This window comes from Marisediminicola antarctica, from assembly GCF_009930795.1.
GTDB lineage: Bacteria > Actinomycetota > Actinomycetes > Actinomycetales > Microbacteriaceae > Marisediminicola > Marisediminicola antarctica.
The window spans coordinates 1,008,855-1,033,811 of the sequence record NZ_CP017146.1; the positions used below are offsets into that span (position 1 = coordinate 1,008,855).

The following is a 24,957-nucleotide window of genomic DNA, read 5'->3' on the forward strand; positions in this document are numbered from 1 at the left end:
ATAGAACACAATGCCTACACCTACTAAGGGTCCGCGCCTCGGTGGAGGGCCGGCTCACGAGCGCCTCATGCTCGCGAACCTCGCCGCCGCCCTGTTCACCCACAAGAGCATCAAGACGACCGAGACGAAGGCCAAGCGCCTTCGCCCCGTCGCCGAGCGCCTGATCACCTTCGCCAAGAAGGGCGACCTTCACAACCGTCGTCGCGCCCTCGGGATCATCGGCGACAAGAGCGTCATCCACGAGCTCTTCACCGAGATCGCGCCGCTCGTCGAGCACCGTGAGGGCGGCTACACCCGCATCACGAAGCTCGGCTTCCGCAAGGGCGACAACGCCTCGATGGTGCAGATCGAGCTCGTTCTCGAGCCCGTCAATGCCAAGCCGAAGGCCAAGGCCGACAAGCCTGCCAAGGCCGTCGTCACCGACGAGCCCGTCGAGGAGCAGACCTCCGAGGAGGCCGCCGCGTCTGACGAGACTGCGACCGATGAGGCCTCGACCGATGAGACCACCGCCGAGGAGACCGCGGCGGACGAGGCTCCGGCCGAGACCGCTGCGGACACCGACGCCAAGTCAGACGCCGCTGCGGACACCGACGCCAAGACGGATACCGACGCCAAGTCGGACGCCGCTGCGGACACCGACGCCAAGACGGATACCGACGCCAAGTAGCATCCGCTTCACGCCACAAGCCCCGCGCCTCCTTCAGGAGGTGCGGGGTTTGTGCGTTGCCGAGCGAGCAGATCGGGCTCAACTGACCCGCGCGCGGTTCACGCGGGTGTTGTTCGCGCGCGCTGGTGCGATTACATACACGCGGGTGAACAGCGTGCGCGTGAACGGACAAGGAGCCGTGCGCGGGAGATAGTGCCGGTTGAGCAGATTGCGCCGCGATCATGCCGATCGCGCCGCGACCATGCCGATTGCGCCGCGACCATGCGGATTGCGCCGCGACCATGCAGGCCGTGTCGCGACCATGCCGATTGCGCCAGGTGGGGCCGCTCAACCTGGAGGATTGGGCTCATCTGACCTGTGCGCGATTCACGCGGGTGTTGTTCAGTCGCGCCGGTGTGATTACACGCACGCGGGTGAACAGCGTGCGCGTGAACCGATCGCAGGCGCGCAGGCGCGCAGCCGCGCAGCCGCGCAGGCGCCGCTACTCAGGCCGGGGCGCCAGCCCGTAGCCGTTCGGTCGCAGCAGCGGCGGGATCTCGGCGAGCCGCTGCAGCGCGTCGCGCACGACAGCGGCGTAAACCTTGCCTCCCTCCGAACCCGGGTGGATCTGATCGCGCGCCAGCAGCGACAGCTGCCGGGCGATCGCATCACGCCAATTGGCGAGCTCCACGTCGCGGTGCTGCCTCGCGAAGCTGGTGAGCGCCTCGTTGACACCATCGGTCCAGCCACGCGGGGCGTAGACGTTGACGATCACGATCTGGTGGGTGGGTCCGACCAGCGCACGCAGCTCCTCGAGCGTCGCGCGGTCAATCGGTCCGTTGGTGCCGAGCCCGACGAGCACGATCGGCCGCAGCGTGCGCGCATCCATGAGCGCCCCCAGCAGGGCCGGCGCTTGGGCGAGCTGGCGGGAGACGACGGCGTCGATCTGGATGCCGGGGAACGCAGCCTGAAGTTCGGGGGCGGATGCGAGCATGACGGAGTCGCCGATCGCAGTGATCTGGTCCCCGCCCGGCAGCGGCGCGGGAGTCGCCTGCCCCCCTGGTGTCGCGGCATTCGGGGCGCCTGGCCGCCCTGGGGAACCGGGCCGCCCTGAGGAACCAGGCACCCCTGGGGCACCCGGCCGCTCGATCGCATCCTGCCCCTGCTCGATTCTGGTCTGCGCGTCGCTGCCAATCGGGTTTGCGGCGATGGCGCCGATCGTTCCGACCATTCCGGCGGCGATTACGGCGAGCGCGCTCGTCGCGGCGACGACGCGTCGGTGGGATGCGGCGCGGGATGCGGCGCGGGATGCGGCGCGGGATGCGGCGCGGGATGTGCCTTGGGATGCGCCGTGGGACGCGCCGTGGGACGCGCCGTGGGATGCGCAGCGGAATGCGCCGTGGGACGCGCCGGTCGAGCTGCCGCTCGGGCCACCGGTCGCACGCCCTCGGACGCCACGGAGCACGCCACGGAGCACGCCACGGAGCACGCCGCGGGGCTCGCCGCGGGGTGCGCCGCGCAGCGGGCCGATCAGGGCGGCCAGGCTCGCCCGGAACCCGTGGTGCCGCACCGGCTGCTCCACGAACCGGTAGGAGAACCAGGCGGCGGCGACCGTGACCGCGAGCGCGATGCCGCCGAGGGCCCAGCCACTCGCGCCCGAGCGCGGCCAGGTCGGCAGCGCGCTGAGCACGAGGATGAACACGGGCCAGTGCCAGAGGTAGAGACCGTACGATCGCTCGCCAATCCAGCGCAGTGGGGCGGCATCGAGCATCCGGCCGACGGGGGAGTGCGGCACGATCGCCGCGGCGATCGTGAGCGCTGCGAGCACGGAGACCAGCGCGAGGCCGCCGCGGTAGCCGAACGGCGCATCCTCAGACAGGAAGACCATGCCCGCCCCGATGCCGGTGAGGCCGATGGCCGCGACAGCGGGGGCGAAGCGCGGCGCGGTCCGCGACCAGGCCGACCGCTGCGGCACCCATTCGTGCGCCGCGAGGGCCACGAGGGCGCCGATGGTGAGCCCGAAGCTGTGCGTGTCGGTTCCGTAGTACACCCGGGTGGCGTCGCCGCCGGGCACGTAGAGCACCGCCATCGCCGTGACGGATGCCGCGGCGAGCAGCCCCACCACGGCCAGCCGCCACACGCGGCCGGGCAGCAGCGCGAGGCCCAGCACGGCGAGCGGCCAGGCCAGGTAGAACTGCTCCTCGACGGCGAGCGACCAGAGGTTGCGAAACAGCTCGGGGGAAGTGGCGTCGAAGTAGCTGCGGTCCGCCGTGATGTCGAGCCAATTGCTGCTGAAGGTCAGCGCCCCGAGAACCTGGCGGGAAAGGTCGACCAGCACGTCGCCGCCGATGAGCCAGGCCGTGGCACAGGACGCCAGCAGCAGCAGGCCGAGTGCGGGCAGCAGCCTCCTCGCCCGGCGCCGCCAGAAGGTCACGAGGCTGATGCGTCCCGTCTCGCCCCGCTCGCGCAGCAGCAGCGAGGTGATCAGGAACCCGCTGATAACGAAGAACAGGTCCACGCCGAGAAAGCCGCCGCGCAGCACGCCCGGGGTGAGGTGGTAGACGAGAACCGCGCCGACCGCGATCGCGCGCAGCCCGTCGAGACCGGCGAACCGGACCGCCGGAACGGATGCCCGACCGGCCGCCGGAACGGATGCCCGACCGGCCGCCGGAACGGCCGCCGGAACGGATGCCGCAAGGGGGTCGATGGCGCGCACGGACATGCCCCCCTCCCCGGATGGCCCCTCCCCGGATGGCCTCTGCGGGATGCTCGCTCAGGCGCCAATAGACTCGTCTGCGTGATGAATCGGGAGCAAGCAGGCGAGCGGCCGGAACCGCCGACCACGCGCATCCGCCTCGACATCGCGTATGACGGTGGTCACTTTACCGGCTGGGCGACGCAGCCGACTGTGCGAACCGTTCAGGGCGCGATCGAAGACGCGCTCGGAGTGATCCTGCGCCGGCACACTCCCGTGGCGTCTCTCGTAGTCGCGGGACGAACGGATGCCGGAGTGCACGCGACCGGCCAGGTGGCCCACCTCGACCTCACCCCCGCCCAGCTGCGCAGCCTCGACCGGCCGCGGCGTGGCAAGCTCGCCGGGCGTGTGTACGACGGGCCGGCGTCGCTCGGCCGGCGGATCAACGGCATCGCGGGGATCGACAGCGATGTGCACGTCGCGCGGAGCGCACTCGCCCTGCCCGGCTTCGACGCCCGATTCTCGGCCCTCTGGCGACGGTACGAATACCGCATCGCCGACACCTCGGCACCGCGCAATCCGCTCGAGCGGCACCGCACCCTCTGGTATCCGGCCGCGCTCGACGTCGGGCTCATGAACCAGGCGGCGGCGTCGCTGCTCGGCCTGCACGACTGGGCGGCGTACTGCAAGCCTCGCGACGGGGCGACGACGGTGCGCAGCCTCGAGGAGTTCTGGTGGGACCGGGATGCCGACGGGGTGCTCCTCGCGCGGGTGCAGGCGGATGCCTTCTGCCACAGCATGGTGCGCTCGCTCGTCGGCGCCTGCGTCGCGGCCGGGCAGGGCAATCTTCCCGTCGAGCGGCTCACCGGCATCCGGGACGAGCTGGCCCGAGGCAGCGAATTCAAAGTAATGCCGGCCAAGGGTCTCGTGCTCGTCGAGATCGGCTACCCCGAGACGGCCGACGGTCTCCAGGCGCGCGCCGACTTGACGCGCAACCGACGCCCGAAGCTCGACGCGGGGGCGAGTTTGACCGCGCGAGGCGAAGTGGACTAATCTTGACCCTTGGTGCCTGCGCTCATCTAGCGCGACATCCGAAGTTGAGCCCTCCACCGGCAAGGTTCCCATCGGGAACGTTCCACGGAGTGGGATTCACGAACACCTCATTTCGACAGAAAGCAGCACTACTGTGACGCGCACCTATTCCCCGAAGCCCGATGACATCCAGCGCGACTGGCTCATCATCGACGCGACCGACATCGTCCTCGGCCGCCTCGCGACCCACGCGGCTTCGCTGCTGCGCGGCAAGCACAAGGCGATCTTCTCCAACCACATGGACACCGGCGACTTCGTCATCATCATCAACGCCGAGAAGATCGCCCTGACGGGTTCGAAGCTCGCGCAGAAGAAGGCCTACCGCCACTCGGGTTACCCGGGCGGACTGACGGCGACCACCTACGCGGAAATGCTCGAGAAGCACCCGACCCGTGCAGTGGAGAAGGCCGTCCGCGGAATGCTCCCGAAGAACTCGATCGGCCGCGCGCAGCTGACCAAGCTCAAGGTGTACGCAGGCCCGGAGCACCCCCACTCGGCACAGCAGCCGACGACCTTCACCCTCACCCAGGTCGCGCAGTAGCGCCGCCAGTAATAAAGCAAAAGGATTCCTTTACTCATGGCGAAGATTTCAGACTCCCTCGACAGCGCCGCTCTCGGCGAGGTCGCACAGGACAACTACTCGACCGAAAGCGCTGCTGACGCGGCCCCCAAGGCGCCCCGCGCGGTGCTGAACGTTCCCGGAGCAGCCGTCGGCCGTCGCAAGCAGGCCATCGCCCGCGTGCGCATCACTCCCGGCTCGGGCACCTTCGTGGTGAACGGGCGCGAGCTCGCGGACTACTTCCCGAACAAGCTGCACCAGCAGCTGATCAACGACCCGTTCAAGGTGCTCGACCTCGTCGGCAGCTACGACGTCATCGCGCGCATCACCGGCGGTGGCCCGTCCGGCCAGGCCGGCGCGCTGCGCCTCGGCATCGCCCGCTCGCTCAACCTGATCGACGAGGAGAACAACCGCGCGATCCTCAAGAAGGCCGGCTTCCTCAGCCGTGACGCTCGCGTCAAGGAGCGCAAGAAGGCCGGGCTCAAGAAGGCGCGCAAGGCTCCTCAGTTCTCGAAGCGCTAATCGCGTTCCGGGCAACGGCCGCCTTTCATGCCACGTCTGTTTGGTACCGACGGTGTTCGGGGACTCGCGAATTCTGACCTCACGGTCGAACTCGCGCTGAGCCTCGCGCAGGCGGCAGCGGTCGTTCTCGGAGAAGGAAGCATCGCGGACGGGCGGCGCGCCTCAGGGCGCCGCCCCGTCGCGGTGGTCGCGCGGGATCCGCGGATCTCGGGCGAGTTCATCATCGCGGCGGTGGCCGCTGGCCTCGCTTCGTCCGGCGTCGATGTGCTGGATGCTGGAGTGCTGCCCACTCCTGCCGCAGCGTTCCTCATCGGCGACATCGGTGCGGATTTCGGCGTCATGATCTCCGCGTCGCACAACCCGGCTCCCGACAACGGGATCAAGTTCTTCGCGCAGGGCGGCACGAAGCTGCCCGACATCGTCGAGGACCGCATCGAGGCGGCGCTCGGCACGGACAAGCTCGCCCCGACCGGGGTGCAGGTCGGACGCATCACGCGGTTCGCGGATGCAGAGGACCGGTACGTTGTGCACCTGCTCGGCGCGCTGCCGCACCGTCTGGACGGCCTGCACGTTGTTCTGGACTGCGCCCACGGCGCCGCAGCCGGCGTCTCGCCCGAGGTGTTCACGGATGCCGGGGCGAAGGTCACCGTGATCGGCGCGGACCCCGACGGCCTCAACATCAACGATGGGGTGGGCTCGACCCACCTCGACGGCCTCGCTGCGGCGGTGCTCGAGCACGGTGCACATCTCGGCATCGCCCACGACGGTGACGCCGACCGCTGCCTCGCTGTGGATGCGACAGGCAAGGTCGTCGACGGCGACCAGATCATGGCGATCATCGCGCTGTCGATGAAGGATCGCGGCCTGCTGCGTGAGAACACCCTCGTCGCGACAGTCATGAGCAACCTGGGCCTCAAGGTCGCGATGGCCGAGCACGGCATCACGATGGTCGAGACCAAGGTCGGCGACCGCTACGTGCTCGAGGCGCTCAACGAGCGCGGGCTCAGCCTCGGCGGCGAGCAGTCCGGCCACGTGATCATGAGCGACTTCGCGACGACCGGCGACGGCATCCTCACCGGCATGCACATCATGGCCGAGATGGCCCGAACCGGGAAGTCGCTCGCCGAGCTCGCCTCGGTGATGACGGTGTACCCGCAGATCATGATCAACGTGAAAGGCGTCGACCGCCGCGCCCTCGCCTCGAACGAGGTCATTGCCGCCGCGGTCGTGGCTGCGGAGGCGGAGCTCGGATCGAACGGGCGTGTGCTCCTGCGAGCATCCGGAACCGAGCCGCTCGTGCGGGTCATGGTCGAGGCTACCGAGCAATCGACCGCCGACCGCATCGCCCACGAGCTCGCCGACATCGTGCGGCAGCAGCTCGCACTGTAGCCACTGACGCCCAGCGATGCGCGCGGGCGTGCGCGGTGCCAGAGGAGCGCAATCGCGCTAGATCTTGCGCACCAGCACGTGATCCACGGCGTGTTGCGCGTTCTTGCGTAGCACGAGCGTCGCTCGTGACCGGGTGGGCAGGATGTTCTCGGCCAGATTGGGGCCGTTGATCCGGTTCCAGATGTCCCGCGCCGTCGCCCGAGCCTCCTCCGGCGACAGCGTCGCGTAGCGGTGGAAGTATGACTTCGGGTTCGCGAATGCGCCCTGCTGCAGCTTCAGGAAGCGCTCCTCGTACCAGCGGGCGATGTCGATGCTGCGCGCGTCGACATACACCGAGAAGTCGAACAGGTCACTCACCGCCAGACGGTGCGTCCTCGTCGCGGGCTGCAGCACGTTGAGGCCCTCGACGATGAGGATGTCGGGGCGGCGCACGACGATCTCGGCGTTGCTCACGATGTCGTAACTCAGGTGCGAGTAGAACGGCGCCCGCACCTCTTCCGCCCCGCTCTTGATCTTGCTGACGAATCGGAGAAGTGCGCGGCGGTCGTACGACTCCGGGAAGCCCTTGCGGCTCATGAGGCCGAGGCGTTCGAGCTCGGCGTTCGGGTGGAGGAAGCCATCGGTGGTGATGAGCTCGACCCGGGGGGTGTCGTCCCAGCGGGCGAGGAGCTCGCGCAGCAGCCTGGCGATCGTCGACTTGCCGACGGCGACGGAGCCGCCGACACCGATCACGAACGGGGTGCTCTCCGCGCGCGTGCCGAGGAAGCCGCTCGTGGCCCGGTGGAGCTGCTTCGCGCTGGCCGCGTATAGGTTGATGAGGCGGCTGAGTGGCAGGTAGACCTCGCTCACCTCGCGCAGGTCGAGCACGTCGCCGAGTCCGCGCAGCTCAACGATCTCGTTCGGGGTGAGGGGGAGCGGGGTCGCCGGCGCGAGTTCCGCCCAGCTCGCTCGGTCGATTTCGATGAAGGGGGAGCCGTTGCCGTTGCTCGACGCGTGCCCGGATCCGTGCTCAGCCATAGGTTCCAAGACTAGCCCGGGCGCGTAGTGCGGGGTTTGCTCCCGTAACATCGACTCCATGTGTGGAATCGTGGGATATGTCGGAAGTGCCAAGTCGGTTGAGGTTCTGCTGGGGGGACTGCGTCGCCTCGAGTATCGCGGATATGACTCCGCGGGAATCGCGGTCATCGATCCGGAGGGCGCGATGCACACGCGAAAGCGGGCCGGCAAGCTCAAGATGCTCATCGACGACCTCGACGGCCGCGCACTCGCGAACGGCTCCACGGGCATCGGCCACACCCGCTGGGCGACGCACGGCGGACCGACCGACCAGAACGCGCATCCGCACCTTGGCGACAACGGCAAGCTCGCCCTCATCCACAACGGCATCATCGAGAACTTCGCCGAGCTCAAGCGCGAGCTCATCGAGCAGCACCCGGACACCGTCTTCACGAGCGAGACCGACTCCGAGGTCGCCGCGTTCCTCGTCGGCTTCGAGTACCAGGAGACCCACGACCTCGCCCTCGCCCTCCGCAACGTCGTCGCGCGGCTGCACGGCGCGTTCACGCTGCTCGTGCTGCACACCGACGGGCCCGGCGTTGTCGTCGGCGCCCGCCGCAACTCCCCGCTGGTGATCGGGCTGGGCGATGGCGAGAACTTCCTCGGATCGGATGTCGCGGCGTTCGTCGAGCACACCCACCGCGCCGTGGAGATCGGCCAGGACCAGATCGTCAGCATCCGCGCCGAGTCCGTCACCATTACCGACTTCGACGGCAACCCGGTCGACTCGCACGAGTTCGAGATCGCCTGGGATGCCTCCGCGTCGGAAAAGGGCGGCTGGTCGAGCTTCATGGCGAAGGAGATCAGCGAGGAGCCGGAGGCGATCGCCAAGACGCTACTCGGCCGCATCACCGACGGCGCCGTGCACGTCGAAGAGCTCGAGCCGCTGCGCGACTCCCTCGCCGAGATCAACCGCATCGTGATCCTCGGCTGCGGCACCGCCGCCTACTCAGGGATGCTCGCGAAGTACGCCATCGAGAAGTGGGCGAAGATCCCCGTCGACGTGGAGCTCTCGCACGAGTTCCGCTACCGCGACCCGATCCTCGACGAGAAGACCCTCGTCATCTCGGTGAGCCAGTCCGGCGAGACCATGGACACCCTGATGGCCGTCAAATACGCCGTCGACGCCGGCGCACGCACCCTCTCGATCTGCAACACCCAGGGCGCGACGATCCCGCGCGAGTCGGATGCCGTCATGTACACGCACGCCGGCCCCGAGGTCGCCGTCGCCTCGACGAAGGCCTTCGTGGCGCAGATCGCCGCGTTCTACCTGTTCGCCCTGCACCTCGCCGCCGTGCGCGACACCCTCACCAAGCGGGAGATCTCGGGGCTGCTCGAGGAGCTGCAGGCGCTCCCCGACCAGCTCGCGACCGTGCTCGAGCAGCACGACAAGATCAAGGAGCTCGCCGGCTGGATGGTCGACACGAGCGCCGTGCTTTTCCTCGGCCGTCACGCCGGCTTCCCGGTCGCGCTCGAGGGCGCGCTCAAGCTCAAGGAGCTCGCCTACATCCATGCCGAGGGCTTCGCCGCGGGTGAGCTCAAGCACGGCCCGATCGCGCTCATCGAGCCCGGCCAGCCGGTGTTCGTCGTCGTACCGAGCCCGCGCGGCGAGAACTCGCTGCACCCGAAGGTCGTCTCCAACATCCAGGAGATCCGGGCCAGGGGTGCGCGCATCCTCGCGATCGCCGAGCAGGGCGACGCCGCAGTGCTGCCCTACGCCGACGTCGTCATCCCGATCCCGCTCGCCTCGACCCTGTTCGAGCCGCTGCTCGCCGTCGCGCCGCTGCAGATCTTCGCGATGGAGCTCGCCGCCGCGAAGGGGCTCGACGTCGACCAGCCGCGCAACCTCGCGAAGTCCGTCACGGTCGAGTGATGCGCCCCGGGATGGCGCCGTGATCATCGGAATCGGGGTCGACGTCGTCGACCTCGCTCGATTCGAGCGCGCCGCCTCCCGCACCCGTGGCCTCGTGCCACGCCTGTTCGCCGAGAGCGAGCGCTCCACCCCCGAGCGGATGCTGTCGCTACGCTCGCTGGCCGGCCGGTTCGCCGCGAAGGAGGCCCTCATCAAGGCCATCGGTGACTCCGCGGGGGTGCGCTGGCACGACATGCGGGTCGTCTCCGACGGTCTCGGCAATCCCTCGTTCGAGCTGCACGGCGCGGTCGCCGCGATCGCCGCGGCCCGCGGCATCTCCAGCATCCACCTCACGATGACCCACGACGCGGGCATCGCGCTCGCCTGGGTCATCGCGGAGGGGCGCGACTCGTGAGCGCCCGGCCGCTGCGCGAGGCGCGCGTCGACCTGTCTGCGATCTCGGCGAACGTCGAGCTGCTGCGCGCCCGGATCCGCGCCGAGCACACGATGGCGGTTGTCAAGGCGGGCGGCTACGGCCACGGCGCGGTGCCGAGCGCGCGGGCCGCGATCGAGGGCGGAGCGGACTGGCTCGGCGTCGTCGAGATCGCCGAGGCCCTGGCGCTGCGCGCCGCCGGTCTCGACACCCCGATCCTCACCTGGCTGCACGCGCCCGACGCCGACTTCGCGCCCGCGATCGACGCGGGCATCGACATCGGCATCGGCTCACCGGCGCAGCTGGACAAGGCCGCAGCAACCGCCTCCCGGGCAGCACCCGCCCTCGTGCACATCAAGGTCGACACGGGCCTTGGCCGCGGCGGGGTGCCGCTCGCCGGGTGTGAGGCACTGTTCGCGGCCGCAGCGGCGCACGAGCGCGGCGGCGCGCTGCGCGTCCGCGGCCTGTTCAGTCACCTCGCGAACGCGGGAGACGCCGACGACCTCGCCCAGCTCGAGGCCTTCGAGCACGCCTCGGCGCTCGCCGGAGCGGCCGGGCTCACGCCGGAGCTACGCCACCTCGCCTCCACCGCCGCTGCCCTGCGGATGCCGTCGGCCCGGTTCGACCTCGTGCGGCTCGGCATCGGAATCTACGGGCTGACCCCCTACGACGACGAGAGCTCGGTCGAGCTGGGCCTGCGCCCCGCCCTCGAGCTGAGCGCCGGGATCGTGTCGGTCAAGCGGATGCCGGCCGGCACTGGCGTCTCCTACGGCCACCGCTACCGTACGACCCGGGAGACGACCCTCGCGCTCGTGCCGCTCGGCTACGCGGAGGGAGTCCCGCGGCAGGCATCCGGTGTCGGGCCCGTCTCCATCAACGGCACGACCTACCGCATCGCGGGAACGGTCGCGATGGACCAGTTCGTCGTTGATGTCGGCGACGCGGCCGTCGCGGTCGGCGACCGCGCCGTGCTCTTCGGCGACCCGCGCACGGGAGTGCCGTCGGCCGACGACTGGGCGGCCGCGGCCGGCACCATCAACTACGAGATCGTCACGCGGCTCGGCGGCCGCATCGAACGGCGCTACACCTCATGATCCGGCTCGAGATCCAGACGCCGGAGCAGATGGCCGAGCTCGGTCGCCGCATCGCCCGGCAGCTGCGCGCGGGAGACATCGTCGCCCTGAACGGCGAGCTCGGGGCGGGGAAGACCACCCTGACCCGCGGGCTGGGCGACGAGCTCGGGGTGCGCGGCGCGGTGACGAGCCCGACGTTCGTGCTCGCCCGCACGCATCCGCGCGCCGACGGCGGCGCACCGCTCGTGCACGTCGACGCCTACCGGCTCGGCAGTGCGGCGGAGCTCGACGACCTCGACATCGACTTCGAGGGCTCGATCGTCGTCGTCGAATGGGCGGCGGGGATGCTCGACGGGATCAGCGACTCGCTTCTCGAGGTGTCGATCGCGCGGCCGACGGGGGCGGGCGGCGCATCCGTGCACGCGGAGGACCTCGGCGGGCCCGAGCCGCGGCAGGTCACCATCCGGCCGCTCGGGCCGCGCTGGGATCGGCATCCGTTCGCTTAAACTGGCCGGATGCTCCTTGCGATCGACACCTCAGCCGGCACCTCCGTCGCGGTCGTCGACCGCGAGCGCGGCGTGCTCTGCGAACGCTCCTCAGCCGACACGAGAGGGCACGCCGAGATCATCGGAACCTTCATCGCCGAGTGCGTCGCCGAGTCCGGGGTGCCGATCACGGCGCTCTCCGGAATCGTCGCCGGCATGGGCCCAGGGCCGTTCACCGGGCTGCGCGTCGGCATCGCGGCGGCGCAGGCGTTCGCCCTCGGAGCGGATGCGCCGCTCGTGCGAGTCGTGAGCCCTGACGCGATCGCCTTCGCCCACTACTCGGCCGGGGCGACCGGACCGCTGCTCGTCGTGACGGATGCCCGCCGGCGCGAGGTCTACTGGTCCGCCTACCGCGGCGTCGACGACGCAGGTATCCCCGACAGGGCGGAACCGGCGGGACTCGCACGGCCGGACGACCTCGCTGTCGCTGTCGCCGGCTACGACTCCTACGAGCGACTCGACGCCGCCGACGTGTCCGCCGCCGCGCTCGGACTCCTCGCCGAAGCGATGTTCTCCGCTGGCCGGTCGTTCGCCGGCGCCGCACCGCTCTACCTCCGCGCCCCCGACGCGGTCGCGTCGGCCGGCCCCAAGCGGGTCAGCTGATGGCCTGGCAGCTGCGGCGGGCCGGCGCCGGCGACCTCGACCGCATCATGCTCATCGAGAACAGCAGCTTTCTCAGCGACGCCTGGTCCCGCGACGGGATGCGCTCGGAGCTCGCCAACCGCCAGTGCTACTACCTCGTCGCGTTCCGGCCGGAGACGCCAGAGGCAATCGCGGGCTACGCCGGCCTGTTCTCCCCGCGGGGTGCCAGGGAGGCCGACGTGCAGACGATCGCGGTCGCCGAGGGATCCCGGCGGGAGGGCCTCGGCCGGCTCCTCGTGCAGTCGCTGGTCGCCGAGGCGCGCAGCCGCGGAGTGCTGGAGGTCTTCCTGGAAGTGCGCGCCGACAACCCGGGAGCACAGACGCTCTACGCCTCGCTCGGCTTCGAGAGAATTGCCGTGCGGGTCGCCTACTACCAGCCGGACGGAATGGATGCGATCGTCATGCGCCTGAGACTCGAGGCCCCGAGAACGGTGCTCGCGTGAGCGCGGCCGCAACCCCCACGTCTGCCGCCGAGCCGCTTGTGCTCGGCATCGAGACGAGCTGCGATGAGACCGGGATCGGCATCGTGCGCGGCAGCACCCTGCTCGCCAACGTCATCTCCTCCTCGATGGAGGAGCACGCCCGGTTCGGCGGCGTCGTGCCCGAGATCGCCGCGCGGGCGCACCTCGAGGCGCTCGGCCCCGCGATTACCGCTGCGCTCGCCGAGGCGGGGGTGGGCCTCGACGAGATCGACGCTGTCGCAGTGACGAGCGGTCCCGGGCTCGCCGGCGCACTCATGGTTGGGGTCGGCGCCGCGAAGGCGCTCGCCGTGGCACTCGACCGTCCGCTCTATGCCGTCAACCACCTCGTCGGCCACGTCGGCGCGGATGTGCTCCGCGACGACGGGACGGCGATCGAGCTGCCCACCGTAGCGCTGCTCGTCTCCGGCGGCCACACCTCGCTGCTGCTCGTGCGCGACCTCGTTTCCGACGTCGAACTGCTCGGCGAGACGATCGACGACGCCGCGGGGGAGGCCTTCGACAAGGTCGCGAGGCTCCTCGGCCTGCCCTACCCCGGTGGGCCGCAGATCGACCGGGCGGCCGTCGGCGGCGACCCGCGCAGCATCCGCTTCCCCCGCGGGCTCAGCCAGGCAAAGGACCTCGAGCGGCACCGCTACGACTTCTCGTTCTCCGGGCTCAAGACGTCCGTTGCGCGGTGGGTCGAGCAGAAGCGCGATGCGGGCGAGGCCGTGCCCCTTGCGGATGTCGCGGCGTCCTTCCGTGAGTCGGTGGCCGACGTGCTCGTGGCGAAGGCGGTCGCCGCGTGCCTCGACCTCGGGGTGCCGAGGCTCCTGCTCGGCGGCGGCGTCGTGGCGAACGCGCGTGTGCGTGAGCTGGCGGCGGAGCGGTGCGCGGAGGCCGGTATCGAGCTGCGCATCCCGCCGCTGGCCTTGTGCACCGACAACGGGGCGATGATCGCGGCGCTCGGAGCCCAGCTCATCATGGCGGGGCACGCGCCATCCGGCCTGGGCTTCTCGGCCGACTCGACGCTTCCGGTCACCTCGATCCAGGCCTGAGGAGCCCCGCCCCTGAGGCGTCACAAGCGTTTGACAGTCGCAGATACCTAGGGAATGCTGTGAGCACCCTTGAGTTTTAGTTGCCGTTGTAAGGAGCCTCCCATGTCAGATCCCCGCGACGACGGTCCCGTCGATCCGAATCGACCCCCCGCCTCCACTCCGCCGCCGGTGCCGCCCGCGCCCGCGGGTGGCGGATACGCGCAGCCGGAATCGGTGCCCTACGGGTCCGAGCCATCCCAGCCGGGCGGATATGCGCAGCCGAGCGGCTACGACCGGCCGACCGGCTACGGGCAGCCCACCGGCTCCAGCCAGTCGAGCTACGGCTCCAGCCAGCCCACCGGCTCCAGCCAGTCGAGCTACGGCTCGCCGGCCCCAACGAAAACGCTCAGCCTCATCGGCATGATCGCCGGAATCGTCGGCCTGCTCGGCTCCGGGATCGCGATTCTGCCGATCATCGGCTCGATCTTCGGGCTGTTCATCCCCGCCGCCGCAATCGTGCTCGGCTTCCTCGGCAAGAAGCGCGAGGGCGACAAGGCTCGCCCGTTCTGGCTCACCGCGCTCATCACCGGCTTCATCGGGGTCGCAATCGCGCTCATCGCGCTCGTATTTTGGATCGCCCTTTTCAGCTTGGGCAGCCCCACAAGCTTCCCGAACCAGGACTTCTAACCCGGCGCGGTGCCGCTCGCGCGCGTTGTGGCTGCGTGCGTTACGCCCGCTCCACCAGCAGCGCGCAGTGCCGCCCCGCGACGCGCGTGACGATGAGAGTACCGCTCGCCCTGCCCTTGAGGGCAAGCTTTTTGCGCAGCTGTGCCGGATCGACATCGACGCCGCGTTTCTTGATCTCCAGTGTTCCGATACCGCGGGCAGCGAGCTCCCGCCTGAGAGTGCGCTCGTCGAACGGCAGAACCTCGATCACCGTGAACGCGCGCGCGAATGGTGTCGTAACGAGCTTGTCCGCGGTGAGGTAAGCGATGCCGGTGCTGAGCATTCGCGCGCCGATCTGCCGGGCGAGGTCGCCGATGAGTCGGGCCCTGATAACAGCACCGTCAGGCTCATAGACGAACTGGCCGATGGCGCCAGTCTCGACATCCTCGCTGTCGGCGGGCCCGGTCAGCTCTGCGGTGCCGTGGTCACCGATCACGAGCGCGGCACGCCCGATGCCGCGCCGCGCGGCCGCGCCGAACCACACCCCAAGTTCGACGACCTCCCGATCGACCGAGATCCACTGCGCCTCGGCGCCGGCCGGAATGAGGTCGCGGTCGACCCCCGGGCCGAGCTTGATGCCCGTCGGCATCCGCTCGCCGAGGCCGAACGCGAACTCGAGCGATGGCGAGAAGTCGGCGGGGTCGCGCAGCCGCGAGGTGTTCTGGTGGCCGGCCGTGCGGCGGGCGGGGTCGAGGAACACCGCATCGACGTCGTCGAGCGGCACGTCGACTGCATCCGCGTGCACCACCGTCACGTTGTCCCACGGGGCGAGATTGTAGGCGGCGATTGCCGCGGTCACCTCGTCACGCTCGACCGCCGTCACCAGGAGGTCGAGGGCGGCCAGTGCGAGGGCATCCGCGCCGATCCCGCAGCCCAGGTCGGCGACCGAGGCGAGGCCGGCGTCGCGGAAACGCCCGGCGTGCAGTGCCGCGACGCTCAGCCGGGTGGCCTGCTCGAGTCCGGCCTCGGTGAACAGCATCCGCTCGGCGAACGCGCCGAACTTGGGGCCGGCCTTGGCCCGCAGCTTGGACTGGTTCAGCACCGCCGCGACCATGCCGGGGGAGTGCCCGGCGGCGCGCAGTTCGCTGACCGTTCGGACGACATCGGCCTTGGAATCGTAGGGGTCGAGCGAATCGAGCAGCCGGAGCCCGTCGGCGGACAGCACGTCAAGCAGCTCGGAGGTCTCCATCAGCCCATTCTTCCACCCCCGCCGACGCGCGCACTGGCACTCCGATTGCGGGAGTGCTAACGAAACCCGTAAGCTACTTCTGGCACTCTCACCATGAGTGTGCCAACCCACAAGCCCTTAGTACTGAGAAAGAGGTCAACTGTGTCGGTCTCCATCAAGCCGCTCGAAGATCGCATTGTGATCAAGCAGGTCGAGGCGGAGCAGACAACTGCTTCCGGTCTCGTCATCCCGGACACCGCGAAGGAGAAGCCCCAGGAGGGCGAGGTCGTCGCGGTCGGACCGGGTCGCATCGATGACAACGGCAACCGCGTTCCCCTCGACATCGCCGTCGGCGACAAGGTCATCTACTCCAAGTACGGCGGAACCGAGGTGAAGTACGGCGGAGACGACCTGCTCGTCCTCTCGGCTCGCGACGTGCTCGCGGTCGTCGTCCGCTAACACCAGCAGCACTTCGCAAGGCCCGTCCGGTTCGCCGGGCGGGCCTTCGTCGTACCCGGGGTAGAATTTCTGGAGTGCCGGATGCCGCGAACCCCAAGTCCACGCTGGAGTCGATCGCCGCGACGCGTCGCGCCGGTTTCATTCAGGCGGTCTCCGCCTACGGGCTGTGGGGTCTGCTCCCGGTCTACTTCCTGCTGCTGGCTCCGACCGGTCCGTTCGAGATCGTCGCCGGGCGCATCATGTTCTCTCTCGTCTTCTGCGCGATTTTGCTCAGCGCGACCCGGCGATGGACAGCCGTCGCGCGGATCGTACGCACGCCGAGACTGCTGTTCACCATGGCGCTCGCGGGCGCGTTCATCTACGTCAACTGGCAGGTGTACATCTACGCGGTGCTCACCGACCGCGTGCTCGCGGGTGCGCTGGGCTACTTCATCAACCCGATCGTCACTGTTCTGCTCGGAGTGCTTGTGCTGCGCGAGCGGCTGCGTCCACTGCAGTGGATTGCGGTGAGCATCAGCTTCGTCGCGGTTCTCGTGCTCGCGATCGGGTATGGCGAGTTTCCGTGGATCTCGCTTGCCCTCGCCCTCTCGTTCGGGTTCTACGGCCTCATCAAGAAGCGCGTCGGCCCCTCGGTGGATGCCGTCAGCGGGCTCGCCCTCGAGACGGCGTGGCTGGCGCCCGTCGCCATCCTCCAGCTCGCACTCGTCGCCACGACCACGGGACTCACGATCGGCACGGTCAGCGTGGCGCACACGATCCTGATCATCGGTTCCGGCGTCATCACGGCGGTGCCGCTGCTGCTGTTCGCGGGGGCGGCCCGGCGGCTTCCGCTCATCTCGCTCGGCCTGATCCAGTATCTCGCCCCACTGATCCAGTTCGCGTTTGGGGCCTTCGTGCTGCGAGAGGCGATGCCGCCGGAGCGCTGGGTCGGATTCGGGCTCGTCTGGGTGGCGCTGGCGGTGCTGACCTTCGACATGGTCGCGAGCGGCAGGGTCGCCAGGCGCAACGTTCCGCTGCTCACCTGACGCACGAAAATGGCGACTTTCGTGGCAGGGACAGACGAGTACCGCCGCGGTTGATCATCCGGATGATGAAATGTAACGATTTAGTCGCGTTACACGCCTGTAACGCGGTTGTATTGTGTCCGCGCGCCCGCCTCTATACCTTCAGAGAACAGGCGTGGTATTTCTGTGCCTGCAATCACAACATCAAGGAGCACAATGAGCGCATTCCTGAAGGGCTCACAGCCTTCCCGCTCGAACGCCTTCGCGACGGGCATCAAGGCACTCGCGGTCGCTTCCGCGAGCATCCTGCTGCTGGCATCCTGTGCCAGCACGCCCGCCGAAGACGACGAGGGCGACGGTCCCGCGACCTCCGGTCGCGCCGCTGACGGCGTACTGACGGTCGGCACGATCCTTCCGCAGACCGGTAACCTCGCCTTCCTCGGCCCGCCCGAGTTCGCCGGCGTCGACCTGGCCGCAGCCGAGATCAGCGAATCGGACTTCGAGTTCGAGGTCGAGGTCATCCACCGTGACTCCGGCGACGGCGACACGGACATCGCGACGCAGTCCGCGGGAGAGCTCATCGGCCTCGACGCCGATGTCGTCATCGGCGCGGCGTCGTCGGGTGTCTCCTTCACCTTCATCGACCAGCTCGTCAACGCCGGTGTCCTGCAGATCTCCCCCGCCAACACCTCGCCGGACTTCACGGACTACGAGGACGATGGATGGTACTGGCGCACCGCCCCGAGCGACGTGCTCCAGGGCCGCGTGCTCGGCAACCTCATCGTCGGCGACGGCAATGAGAATGTCGGCATCATCTACATCAACGACCCCTACGGAATCGGCCTGACCGACAACGCCACGATCGCCATCGAGAATGCCGGCGGAACCGTGACGGCATCGGTGCCCTACAACACCGGTGACACGCAGTTCACGGCGATCGTCGACGAGGTGCTCGCGAGCGGTGCTGACGCGGTCGCGGTCATCGCGTTCGCCGAGACGGCCTCGATCATCCCGGAGCTGGTCAACACGCAGGGTTTCCCGTCCGACAAGGTCTACTTCGTCGACGGCAACCTCTCGAACAGCTACGAGTTCCCCGAGGGCACCCTCGATGGTGCAAAGGGAACCCTGCCGGGTAACTTCGCCTCGGATGACTTCCGTGAGCGCCTGCTCGAGATCGACCCGTCGCTCACCGACTTCAGCTACTCCGCTGAGTCGTACGATGCCGTCATCGTGAGTGCGCTTGCCGCTGCCCAAGGTGGAAGCGACGACCCGACCACCATCCGCGACAACCTCCAGTCGGTTACCGAGGGTGGCGAGAAGTGCGAGTCCTTCGCGGACTGCCTCGCGCTTGTCAACGACGGCGAAGACATCGACTACGACGGCCCCTCGGGACCGATCACGTTCGATGAGAACGGCGACCCGACCGAGGCCTTCATCGGTATCTACCAGTACGGAGCGGACAACCGCTACGTGCCGCTGAACGCCGAGTTCGGCAGCCTCGCGGAGTAATTCGCACAGCACCACGCACGACAACGGAGGGGCCCGGCCGAAAGGTCGGGCCCCTCTGTCGTGCGAAGGGCACGCTGCTGGCTGAGCAGCGCGCTCTGGCTGCGCGACCTGCTCAACCGGCGGAGGCCGCTTAGAGCCCACCTGTGCCCACAGAAAAGGCCCCGCAACCAGAACTCAGTCGTGGGGCCTTCGGGGCGTCAGGGGCGACTCAGACCCCGCGGGCCTTCTTGTCCGCGTCGACGTCGGCCGCGAGGGTGCCGAGGTACAACTCGGTGACCTTCGGGTCCTTCAGTAGCTCGCGTCCGGTACCCGTGTAGGCGTCCGTGCCCTGGTCGAGCACGTACGCACGGTCGCAGATCTGCAGGCAGCGGCGTGCGTTCTGCTCGACCATGATGACCGAGACTCCGGCACGGTTGATCTGGTGCACGCGCAGGAACGTCTCGTCCTGCCGCACGGGGGAGAGGCCGGCGGATGGCTCATCGAGCAGCAGCACCGACGGGTCCATCATGAGTGCCCTGGCCATCGCGACCATTTGGCGCTCGCCGCCCGAGAGCGACCCCGCGCGCTGCTTGCGGCGGCTCGCGAGCTCGGGGAACAGCTCCGTGACGAACTCGAAGCGCTCCGCCCAGACCTTCGGGCGCTGGAACAGGCCCATCTCGAGGTTCTCCTCGATCGACAACGTCGGGAAGACGTTGTTGTTCTGCGGAACCATCCCGACGCCCTTGGTGACGAGCTTGTCGGCCTTGAGGCCGGTGATGTCGTCACCCTTGAGGTGGATCGTGCCGCTGCGGATGTTCACCTGGCCGAACACCGCCTTGAGGAATGTCGACTTGCCGGCGCCGTTGGGCCCGATGATGCCGATGAGCTCGCCCGGGTAGGCGGTGATATTGCATCCGTTGAGGATGTTGACGCCGGGGATGTAGCCCGCGACAAGGTCAGTGCTGTAGAGCACCGGCTCGCCCGTCATGGTGGGTGCCGTTCCCGTGGTCGTGTTGGCAGTCTCAGACATCAGATCGCGCCCTCTCTTTTGTCCGCGTTTTTCTTGTCCGCGTTGTCGGCCGCGACGTCGTTCTCCTCGATGACGGGGGTGGCTCCGGTCATCTCGCCGAGGTCGGTGTCGTGGTGCGCGCCGAGGTAGGCATCGATGACGGCCGGGTCGTTCATGACCTGGTCAGGGGGGCCCTCGGCGACGACCTTGCCCTCGGCCATCACGATGACCCAGTCGGAGATGTGCCTGACCATGTGCATGTCGTGCTCGACGAACAGCACCGACATTCCCTCCGCCTTGAGCTCCTTGATGTGGCCCAGCAGTGACTGGGTGAGCGCGGGGTTCACTCCGGCCATCGGTTCGTCGAGCATGATCAGCACTGGGTCGCTCATGAGCGCCCGCGCCATCTCGAGCAGCTTGCGCTGGCCGCCCGACAGCGATGCCGCGTAGTCCTCGCTCTTCTCGAGCAGCTTGAAGCGCGCGAGGATCTCCTCCGCCTTCGAGGTGATCGTCTCCTCGCGCTTGCTCCACAGCGGCTTGATGAGCGCCGTGAAGATGTTCTCACCTGGCTGCTTGGTGGCGCCGAGCAGCATGTTCTGCAGCACGCTCAACCGGCCCAGCGATTTGGTCAGCTGGAAGGTGCGCACCATTCCCTTGCGAGCCACCCGGAATGCGGGCACCCTCGCGAGGCTGTGCCCCTCGAAGCTCCACTGGCCGGTGTTCGGCTTGTCGAAGCCGGTGAGCAGGTTGAAGAAGGTGGTCTTGCCGGCGCCGTTGGGCCCGATCAGTGCCGTGATCGCGTTCCTGGGAATCTCGACGTGTGCGACATCCACAGCCGTGAGTCCACCGAAGGTGCGCGTGACGTTGTCGGCGACGACGATCGGGTCGACCTTCTTGCAGCCCGGTCCGACCGGCCCGTCGACGAGAGGGTGGGTCAGCATCGTGTCAGACATTGAACGACAGCTCCTTCTTGTTTCCGAAGATTCCCTGGGGTCTGAATATCACCAAGAGCATGAGAACGGCCCCGATGATCATGAACCGTATCTGGCCGGCCTGAGTTCCGCTGATGAATGTGACGATGTCCGCCCGGATGAGTCCGCGCACGATACCGTCGCTCAGGGTCAGCAGGGCGGCGAAGATCATTGCGCCGACAATCGGGCCGAAGATGGTCGCCGCCCCGCCCAGCAGCAGCATCGTCCAGATGAAGAAGGTCAGGGTCGTGCCGTAGTTGGTGGGCTGCAGCGACCTGGGCAGCACGTAGATCACTCCGGCGAACGCACCGAACACACCACCCAGGATCAGGGCCTGCATCTTGTACGCGTAGACGTTCTTCCCGAGGCTGCGCACCGCATCCTCGTCTTCGCGGATGCCCTTGACCACACGGCCCCACGGGCTGCGCATGAGCAGGAACACCAGAACGCTCGCGATGATCACGAGGCCCCAGCCGAAGACACGAACCCACAGCTGGTTCGCCGAGAACTCCCACGGGCCGAACCCATAGCGGCCCGGAGCGAACGGGTTCAGATCGATAAACCCGCCGTTATATCCGGAGAGCCCTGTGGCTCCGCCGGTGATGGCGGTGAGCCCGGAGGTCGAGACGACGAACCGCACGATCTCCGCGCTCGCGATCGTGACGATCGCGAGGTAGTCGGCCCGAAGCCGCAGCGTCGGAATCCCGAGCAGCAGCGCGAAGAGCACGCTCACGAGGATCGTCGAGAGGAAGGCCGCCCAGATCGGAAAGCCCCAGAGAAGTGTGGGCACGACGAAGGCGTAGGCGCCGATGGCCATGAACCCGGCCTGGCCGAAGTTGAGCAGGCCGGCATAGCCGAAGTGAACGCCGATACCGATCGCGGCGAGGGCGTATGCGGCCGTCACCGGGCTCAGTAGTTCGCCGGCGGCGGTTGAGAGAATCTGTCCCCAGTCCATGATGGCCTCCTAGCCGACTCGCTCTTTGCGACCCAGTACGCCCTGGGGTCTCACGAGCAGAACAAGAATGAGAATGAGGAGCGCGACGGCGTAGCGCAGGTCGTTCGGGATCCAGATGGTCGACACCTCGGTCACGATTCCGATGACGAGGGAACCGACGAGCGCGCCGAACGCGCTGCCGAGACCGCCGAGGGTGACGGCGGCGAACAGCAACAGGAGGATCTGGAACCCCATGTTCCAGTTCACCTGGCGGAAGATGCCGTACAGGATTCCGCTGAGTCCCGTGAGGGTTGCCGCGAGAATCCACACGACGCGGATGATCCAGTCGACGTTGATGCCGGATGCCGCGGCAAGCGAGGAGTTGTCGCTCACAGCGCGGGTCGCCTTGCCGATGCGGGTGCGGGTGAGGAACAGCCCGACGAGACCGAGCATCACGATGCTCACCCCCATGCTGACGAGCGAGGCGAGGGTGATTGTCGCCGGGCCGATCGTAACGTTCTGGGTGAGGCCCGTGTCGAGGGTCTCGATGTTTCCGCCGATGGCGAAGAGGTACACGTAGCGCACAAAGATCGACAGGCCGATCGTGACGATCATCGCCTGCACGAGACCCACCCCCCTCTTCCGCAGCGGCCGGTGCAGCCAGGCATCCTGCGCATAGCCGGTGAAGGCGCTGAGCACGAGCGTGATCGCGATCGCGGGGATGAGGGGAACTCCGAGCGTCGTTCCGAAGATGAGGAAGATCACGGCGCCGAAGGTGACCATCTCGCCGTGCGCGAAGTTGTTGAGCTTCGTGGTGCCGTAGATGAGCGAAATGCCGATCGCGGCGAGTGCGAGAAGCAGGCCGAAATTCAGGCCGAAAATGATGCGGGTGATCAGTGTGCTGCCGAAGTTGGAGGTGCTGACAGTGCCTTCGCCAGTCGGGAACAGCACGTTGACCGTGTTGGTCGTGGACAGATTCACGTCACGCGTGATGTTGTCCGGGTCGCGGGGCGCGACGCCATCGGGGAGGGACTCGGGCAGCAGGGTCGCGGTGTACTCGCCCTGCTCGGGAACGGGGACGACCCAACGTCCATCGGCTCCGGTCACGCCGATCTCGTCGAATCCCTGGCCCTCGACCCGCACTTCGACGCCCTCGAGGGGTGTGTCGCCGTCGCGGATGAGCCCGCCGATGGTGAAGGTGCTGGTGAAGTCGCCGCTCGGCGACGGGCTCGGAGTCGACTCGGCGCTCGCCGGCGCGATGCCGATGGAGAGAGCGAGAATCAGCGCTGCAATCGTGGTTCCGAGCACGGCTCCGATGATTCTCATCAGAGACGTTGCTCGTCGAATGGTGAGTGGCACAAATCCTCCAGGAGCAGGCGACCGAGGTCAAGGGAATCTCTCGGATTGAGGCCAGCCGTCGTCGTTGACGTTATCGAGTGAATGTGTCCCTCATGTTTCCGGGAGAGACATATTCGTGTTCGCTCATTATGACCGGGGAATAGGCGGATCGGTAAACCGTTAAGATGAGATACCGGATTCGATGCCGCATACCGGAGTACCCACCCACCACTCGCAATCCCCGGGAGACTCATGGACCAGCCAGATCCCTTCGGCTTCATCGGCCTCACCTACGACGACGTCATGCTGCTTCCGGGCCACACCGACGTGATCCCGAGCGAAGCGGACACCTCCTCCAGGCTTACGCGCCGCATCACGCTCTCGTCTCCTCTGTTGTCGTCCGCTATGGACACGGTGACCGAGTCGCGCATGGCCATCGCGATGGCGAGAAACGGCGGCATCGGCATCCTGCACCGCAACCTCTCGATCGACGACCAGGCGACGCACGTCGACAAGGTCAAGCGCAGCGAGTCGGGCATGATCACCAACCCGGTCACGACGACGCCGGACGCGACCGTGGCAGAAGTGGATGCCCTGTGCGGCGAGTTCCGCGTCTCGGGGCTGCCCGTCGTCGAGGGCGACGGTCGGCTCGTCGGGATCATCACCAACCGTGACATGCGCTTCGTCTCGCCGTTCGAGAAGGACACGACGCTCGTGCGCGACGTCATGACCACGAGGAACCTCATCACCGCCCAGGTCGGCATCGACCCGGACGAAGCGCTCGCGATCTTCGCCCAGCACAAGATCGAGAAGCTCCCTCTGGTCGACCCCGACGGACGCCTGCGCGGACTCATCACGGTCAAGGACTTCGACAAGAGCGAAAAGTACCCCAACGCGACAAAGGACCCCGAGGGACGCCTGCGGGTCGGCGCCGCGATCGGATTCTTCGGTGACGCGTGGGAGCGGGCCACGGCGCTCGCCGAAGCCGGTGTCGACGTCATCGTCGTCGACACCGCGAACGGCGACTCCTCCGGAGTGCTCAACATCATCCGCCGGATGAAGTCCGACCCCGGCTTCGCCCACATCGATGTCATCGGCGGCAACGTCGCCACGAGGTCCGGCGCCCAGTCGCTCATCGATGCCGGGGCGGATGCCGTCAAGGTCGGCGTCGGTCCGGGATCGATCTGCACGACCAGGGTCGTTGCCGGAGTCGGCGTTCCCCAGGTGACCGCGGTCTACGAGGCGTCCCTCGCCGCGCGCGAGCACGGCATCCCCGTGATCGCCGACGGCGGGCTGCAGTATTCGGGCGACATCGCGAAGGCGCTCGTCGCCGGCGCCGACACCGTGATGCTCGGCTCGCTGCTGGCCGGCTGCGACGAGAGCCCCGGCGACCTCATCTTCCTCAACGGGAAGCAGTTCAAGAGCTACCGCGGCATGGGCTCGCTCAGCGCGCTGCAGACCCGCGGCAAGAAGACGTCCTACTCGCGCGACCGCTACTTCCAGGCGGACGTGCCGAGCGACGAGCAGCTCATCGCCGAAGGTATCGAGGGCAAGGTCCCCTACCGCGGCCCGCTGTCCGCTGTCGCGTACCAGCTCATCGGCGGCCTGCGCCAGTCGATGTTCTACACCGGTGCGCGCACGATCGCCGAGCTCAAGCAGAAGGGCAAGTTCGTGCGGATCACCGCCGCCGGGCTGAAGGAGTCGCACCCGCACGACGTCCAGATGGTCGTCGAAGCGCCCAACTACCAGCGCTGACCCTCCTCGGCTTCCTCTTTCATCATTCAGGAGTCAGCGGGCTGGGGTGGCTTTCATCATTCAGGAGTCGGCCGGCCGGCTCGGGATGCCGGAGCGCGCCCGGTTC

The 24,957-nt window shown here is 68.2% G+C and carries 24 protein-coding genes; 17 read left to right on the forward strand and 7 right to left on the reverse strand.

Features of this window, described 5'->3' with window-relative positions:
* Nucleotides 1–10 precede the first annotated feature (10 nt).
* A complete protein-coding gene (gene rplQ / locus BHD05_RS04820; protein ID WP_161885430.1) occupies nt 11–667 on the forward strand; it encodes a 50S ribosomal protein L17 in 657 nt (218 codons plus the stop codon).
* A 481-nt stretch (nt 668–1,148) separates the two neighbouring features.
* On the opposite strand, the gene BHD05_RS04825 is transcribed toward rplQ, so the two are convergent.
* Nucleotides 1,149–3,368, reverse strand: a complete 2,220-nt coding sequence (locus BHD05_RS04825; protein ID WP_161885431.1) for an acyltransferase family protein — start codon at nt 3,366–3,368, stop codon at nt 1,149–1,151.
* A gap of 78 nt (nt 3,369–3,446) precedes the next feature.
* On the opposite strand from BHD05_RS04825, the gene BHD05_RS04830 reads away from it, so the two are divergent.
* From BHD05_RS04830 to glmM, 4 genes are all read left to right on the forward strand, one after another.
* On the forward strand, nt 3,447–4,394 hold the full coding sequence (locus tag BHD05_RS04830; protein WP_161887348.1) for a tRNA pseudouridine synthase A: 948 nt from the start codon (nt 3,447–3,449) through the stop codon (nt 4,392–4,394).
* 133 nt (nt 4,395–4,527) lie between these two features.
* Nucleotides 4,528–4,974: a 50S ribosomal protein L13 gene (gene rplM, locus BHD05_RS04835; protein WP_161885432.1), complete on the forward strand. Its 447-nt coding sequence runs from the start codon at nt 4,528–4,530 to the stop codon at nt 4,972–4,974.
* 36 nt (nt 4,975–5,010) lie between these two features.
* Nucleotides 5,011–5,514, forward strand: a complete 504-nt coding sequence (rpsI, locus tag BHD05_RS04840) for a 30S ribosomal protein S9 (protein WP_161885433.1) — start codon at nt 5,011–5,013, stop codon at nt 5,512–5,514.
* 27 nt (nt 5,515–5,541) lie between these two features.
* Nucleotides 5,542–6,903 carry a phosphoglucosamine mutase gene (gene glmM, locus BHD05_RS04845; protein ID WP_161885434.1) on the forward strand — a complete coding sequence of 454 codons (1,362 nt, stop codon included), beginning with the start codon at nt 5,542–5,544 and terminating at the stop codon, nt 6,901–6,903.
* Between the two features lie 57 nt (nt 6,904–6,960).
* Here glmM and coaA read toward each other — a convergent pair whose 3' ends face one another.
* Nucleotides 6,961–7,920 carry a type I pantothenate kinase gene (gene coaA, locus BHD05_RS04850; protein WP_161885435.1) on the reverse strand — a complete coding sequence of 320 codons (960 nt, stop codon included), beginning with the start codon at nt 7,918–7,920 and terminating at the stop codon, nt 6,961–6,963.
* Between the two features lie 58 nt (nt 7,921–7,978).
* On the opposite strand from coaA, the gene glmS reads away from it, so the two are divergent.
* The 8 genes from glmS (at nt 7,979) to BHD05_RS04890 (ending at nt 14,686) form a co-directional block, all read left to right on the forward strand.
* Complete coding sequence (glmS, locus tag BHD05_RS04855) at nt 7,979–9,832, forward strand: glutamine--fructose-6-phosphate transaminase (isomerizing) (protein ID WP_161885436.1); 1,854 nt, start codon at nt 7,979–7,981, stop codon at nt 9,830–9,832.
* 19 nt (nt 9,833–9,851) lie between these two features.
* A complete protein-coding gene (locus BHD05_RS04860) occupies nt 9,852–10,226 on the forward strand; it encodes a holo-ACP synthase (RefSeq protein ID WP_161885437.1) in 375 nt (124 codons plus the stop codon).
* Nucleotides 10,223–11,338: an alanine racemase gene (gene alr, locus BHD05_RS04865; RefSeq protein WP_202614294.1), complete on the forward strand. Its 1,116-nt coding sequence runs from the start codon at nt 10,223–10,225 to the stop codon at nt 11,336–11,338. Before BHD05_RS04860 ends, alr begins: the two co-directional genes overlap by 4 nt.
* Nucleotides 11,335–11,823 (forward strand): tRNA (adenosine(37)-N6)-threonylcarbamoyltransferase complex ATPase subunit type 1 TsaE, encoded by a 489-nt coding sequence (tsaE, locus tag BHD05_RS04870; RefSeq protein WP_202614295.1) that lies wholly within the window; start codon nt 11,335–11,337, stop codon nt 11,821–11,823. The genes alr and tsaE overlap by 4 nt, the downstream gene beginning before the upstream one ends.
* A gap of 9 nt (nt 11,824–11,832) precedes the next feature.
* Nucleotides 11,833–12,465 carry a tRNA (adenosine(37)-N6)-threonylcarbamoyltransferase complex dimerization subunit type 1 TsaB gene (gene tsaB, locus BHD05_RS04875; RefSeq protein WP_161885438.1) on the forward strand — a complete coding sequence of 211 codons (633 nt, stop codon included), beginning with the start codon at nt 11,833–11,835 and terminating at the stop codon, nt 12,463–12,465.
* On the forward strand, nt 12,465–12,947 hold the full coding sequence (gene rimI / locus BHD05_RS04880) for a ribosomal protein S18-alanine N-acetyltransferase (protein ID WP_161885439.1): 483 nt from the start codon (nt 12,465–12,467) through the stop codon (nt 12,945–12,947). The genes tsaB and rimI overlap by 1 nt, the downstream gene beginning before the upstream one ends.
* Entirely contained in the window at nt 12,944–14,020 is a 1,077-nt protein-coding gene (gene tsaD / locus BHD05_RS04885) for a tRNA (adenosine(37)-N6)-threonylcarbamoyltransferase complex transferase subunit TsaD (protein ID WP_161885440.1), read from the forward strand. The genes rimI and tsaD overlap by 4 nt, the downstream gene beginning before the upstream one ends.
* 102 nt (nt 14,021–14,122) lie before the next feature.
* A complete protein-coding gene (locus BHD05_RS04890; RefSeq protein ID WP_161885441.1) occupies nt 14,123–14,686 on the forward strand; it encodes a DUF4190 domain-containing protein in 564 nt (187 codons plus the stop codon).
* 40 nt (nt 14,687–14,726) lie between these two features.
* Here BHD05_RS04890 and BHD05_RS04895 read toward each other — a convergent pair whose 3' ends face one another.
* Nucleotides 14,727–15,914 carry a class I SAM-dependent methyltransferase gene (locus tag BHD05_RS04895; protein ID WP_161885442.1) on the reverse strand — a complete coding sequence of 396 codons (1,188 nt, stop codon included), beginning with the start codon at nt 15,912–15,914 and terminating at the stop codon, nt 14,727–14,729.
* A gap of 141 nt (nt 15,915–16,055) precedes the next feature.
* Here BHD05_RS04895 and groES point away from each other — a divergent pair, with 141 nt between their 5' ends.
* From groES to BHD05_RS04910, 3 genes are all read left to right on the forward strand, one after another.
* A complete protein-coding gene (gene groES, locus BHD05_RS04900) occupies nt 16,056–16,352 on the forward strand; it encodes a co-chaperone GroES (protein WP_161885443.1) in 297 nt (98 codons plus the stop codon).
* 74 nt (nt 16,353–16,426) lie between these two features.
* Nucleotides 16,427–17,377 (forward strand): EamA family transporter RarD, encoded by a 951-nt coding sequence (gene rarD, locus BHD05_RS04905; RefSeq protein WP_236966650.1) that lies wholly within the window; start codon nt 16,427–16,429, stop codon nt 17,375–17,377.
* Nucleotides 17,378–17,572: 195 nt separating this feature from the next.
* Nucleotides 17,573–18,865, forward strand: a complete 1,293-nt coding sequence (locus tag BHD05_RS04910) for an ABC transporter substrate-binding protein (protein WP_161885444.1) — start codon at nt 17,573–17,575, stop codon at nt 18,863–18,865.
* 208 nt (nt 18,866–19,073) lie between these two features.
* On the opposite strand, the gene BHD05_RS04915 is transcribed toward BHD05_RS04910, so the two are convergent.
* From BHD05_RS04915 to BHD05_RS04930, 4 genes are read right to left on the reverse strand one after another with little or no spacing between them, the layout of a single operon-like run.
* Entirely contained in the window at nt 19,074–19,832 is a 759-nt protein-coding gene (locus tag BHD05_RS04915) for an ABC transporter ATP-binding protein (protein ID WP_161887352.1), read from the reverse strand.
* 41 nt (nt 19,833–19,873) lie between these two features.
* Complete coding sequence (locus BHD05_RS04920) at nt 19,874–20,806, reverse strand: ABC transporter ATP-binding protein (protein ID WP_161885445.1); 933 nt, start codon at nt 20,804–20,806, stop codon at nt 19,874–19,876.
* Nucleotides 20,799–21,779 carry a branched-chain amino acid ABC transporter permease gene (locus tag BHD05_RS04925; RefSeq protein ID WP_161885446.1) on the reverse strand — a complete coding sequence of 327 codons (981 nt, stop codon included), beginning with the start codon at nt 21,777–21,779 and terminating at the stop codon, nt 20,799–20,801. The genes BHD05_RS04920 and BHD05_RS04925 overlap by 8 nt, the downstream gene beginning before the upstream one ends.
* Nucleotides 21,780–21,788: 9 nt before the next feature.
* Nucleotides 21,789–23,084, reverse strand: a complete 1,296-nt coding sequence (locus tag BHD05_RS04930; protein ID WP_161885447.1) for a branched-chain amino acid ABC transporter permease — start codon at nt 23,082–23,084, stop codon at nt 21,789–21,791.
* A 264-nt stretch (nt 23,085–23,348) separates the two neighbouring features.
* Here BHD05_RS04930 and guaB point away from each other — a divergent pair, with 264 nt between their 5' ends.
* Nucleotides 23,349–24,851: an IMP dehydrogenase gene (guaB, locus tag BHD05_RS04935; protein WP_161885448.1), complete on the forward strand. Its 1,503-nt coding sequence runs from the start codon at nt 23,349–23,351 to the stop codon at nt 24,849–24,851.
* Nucleotides 24,852–24,957 lie beyond the last annotated feature (106 nt).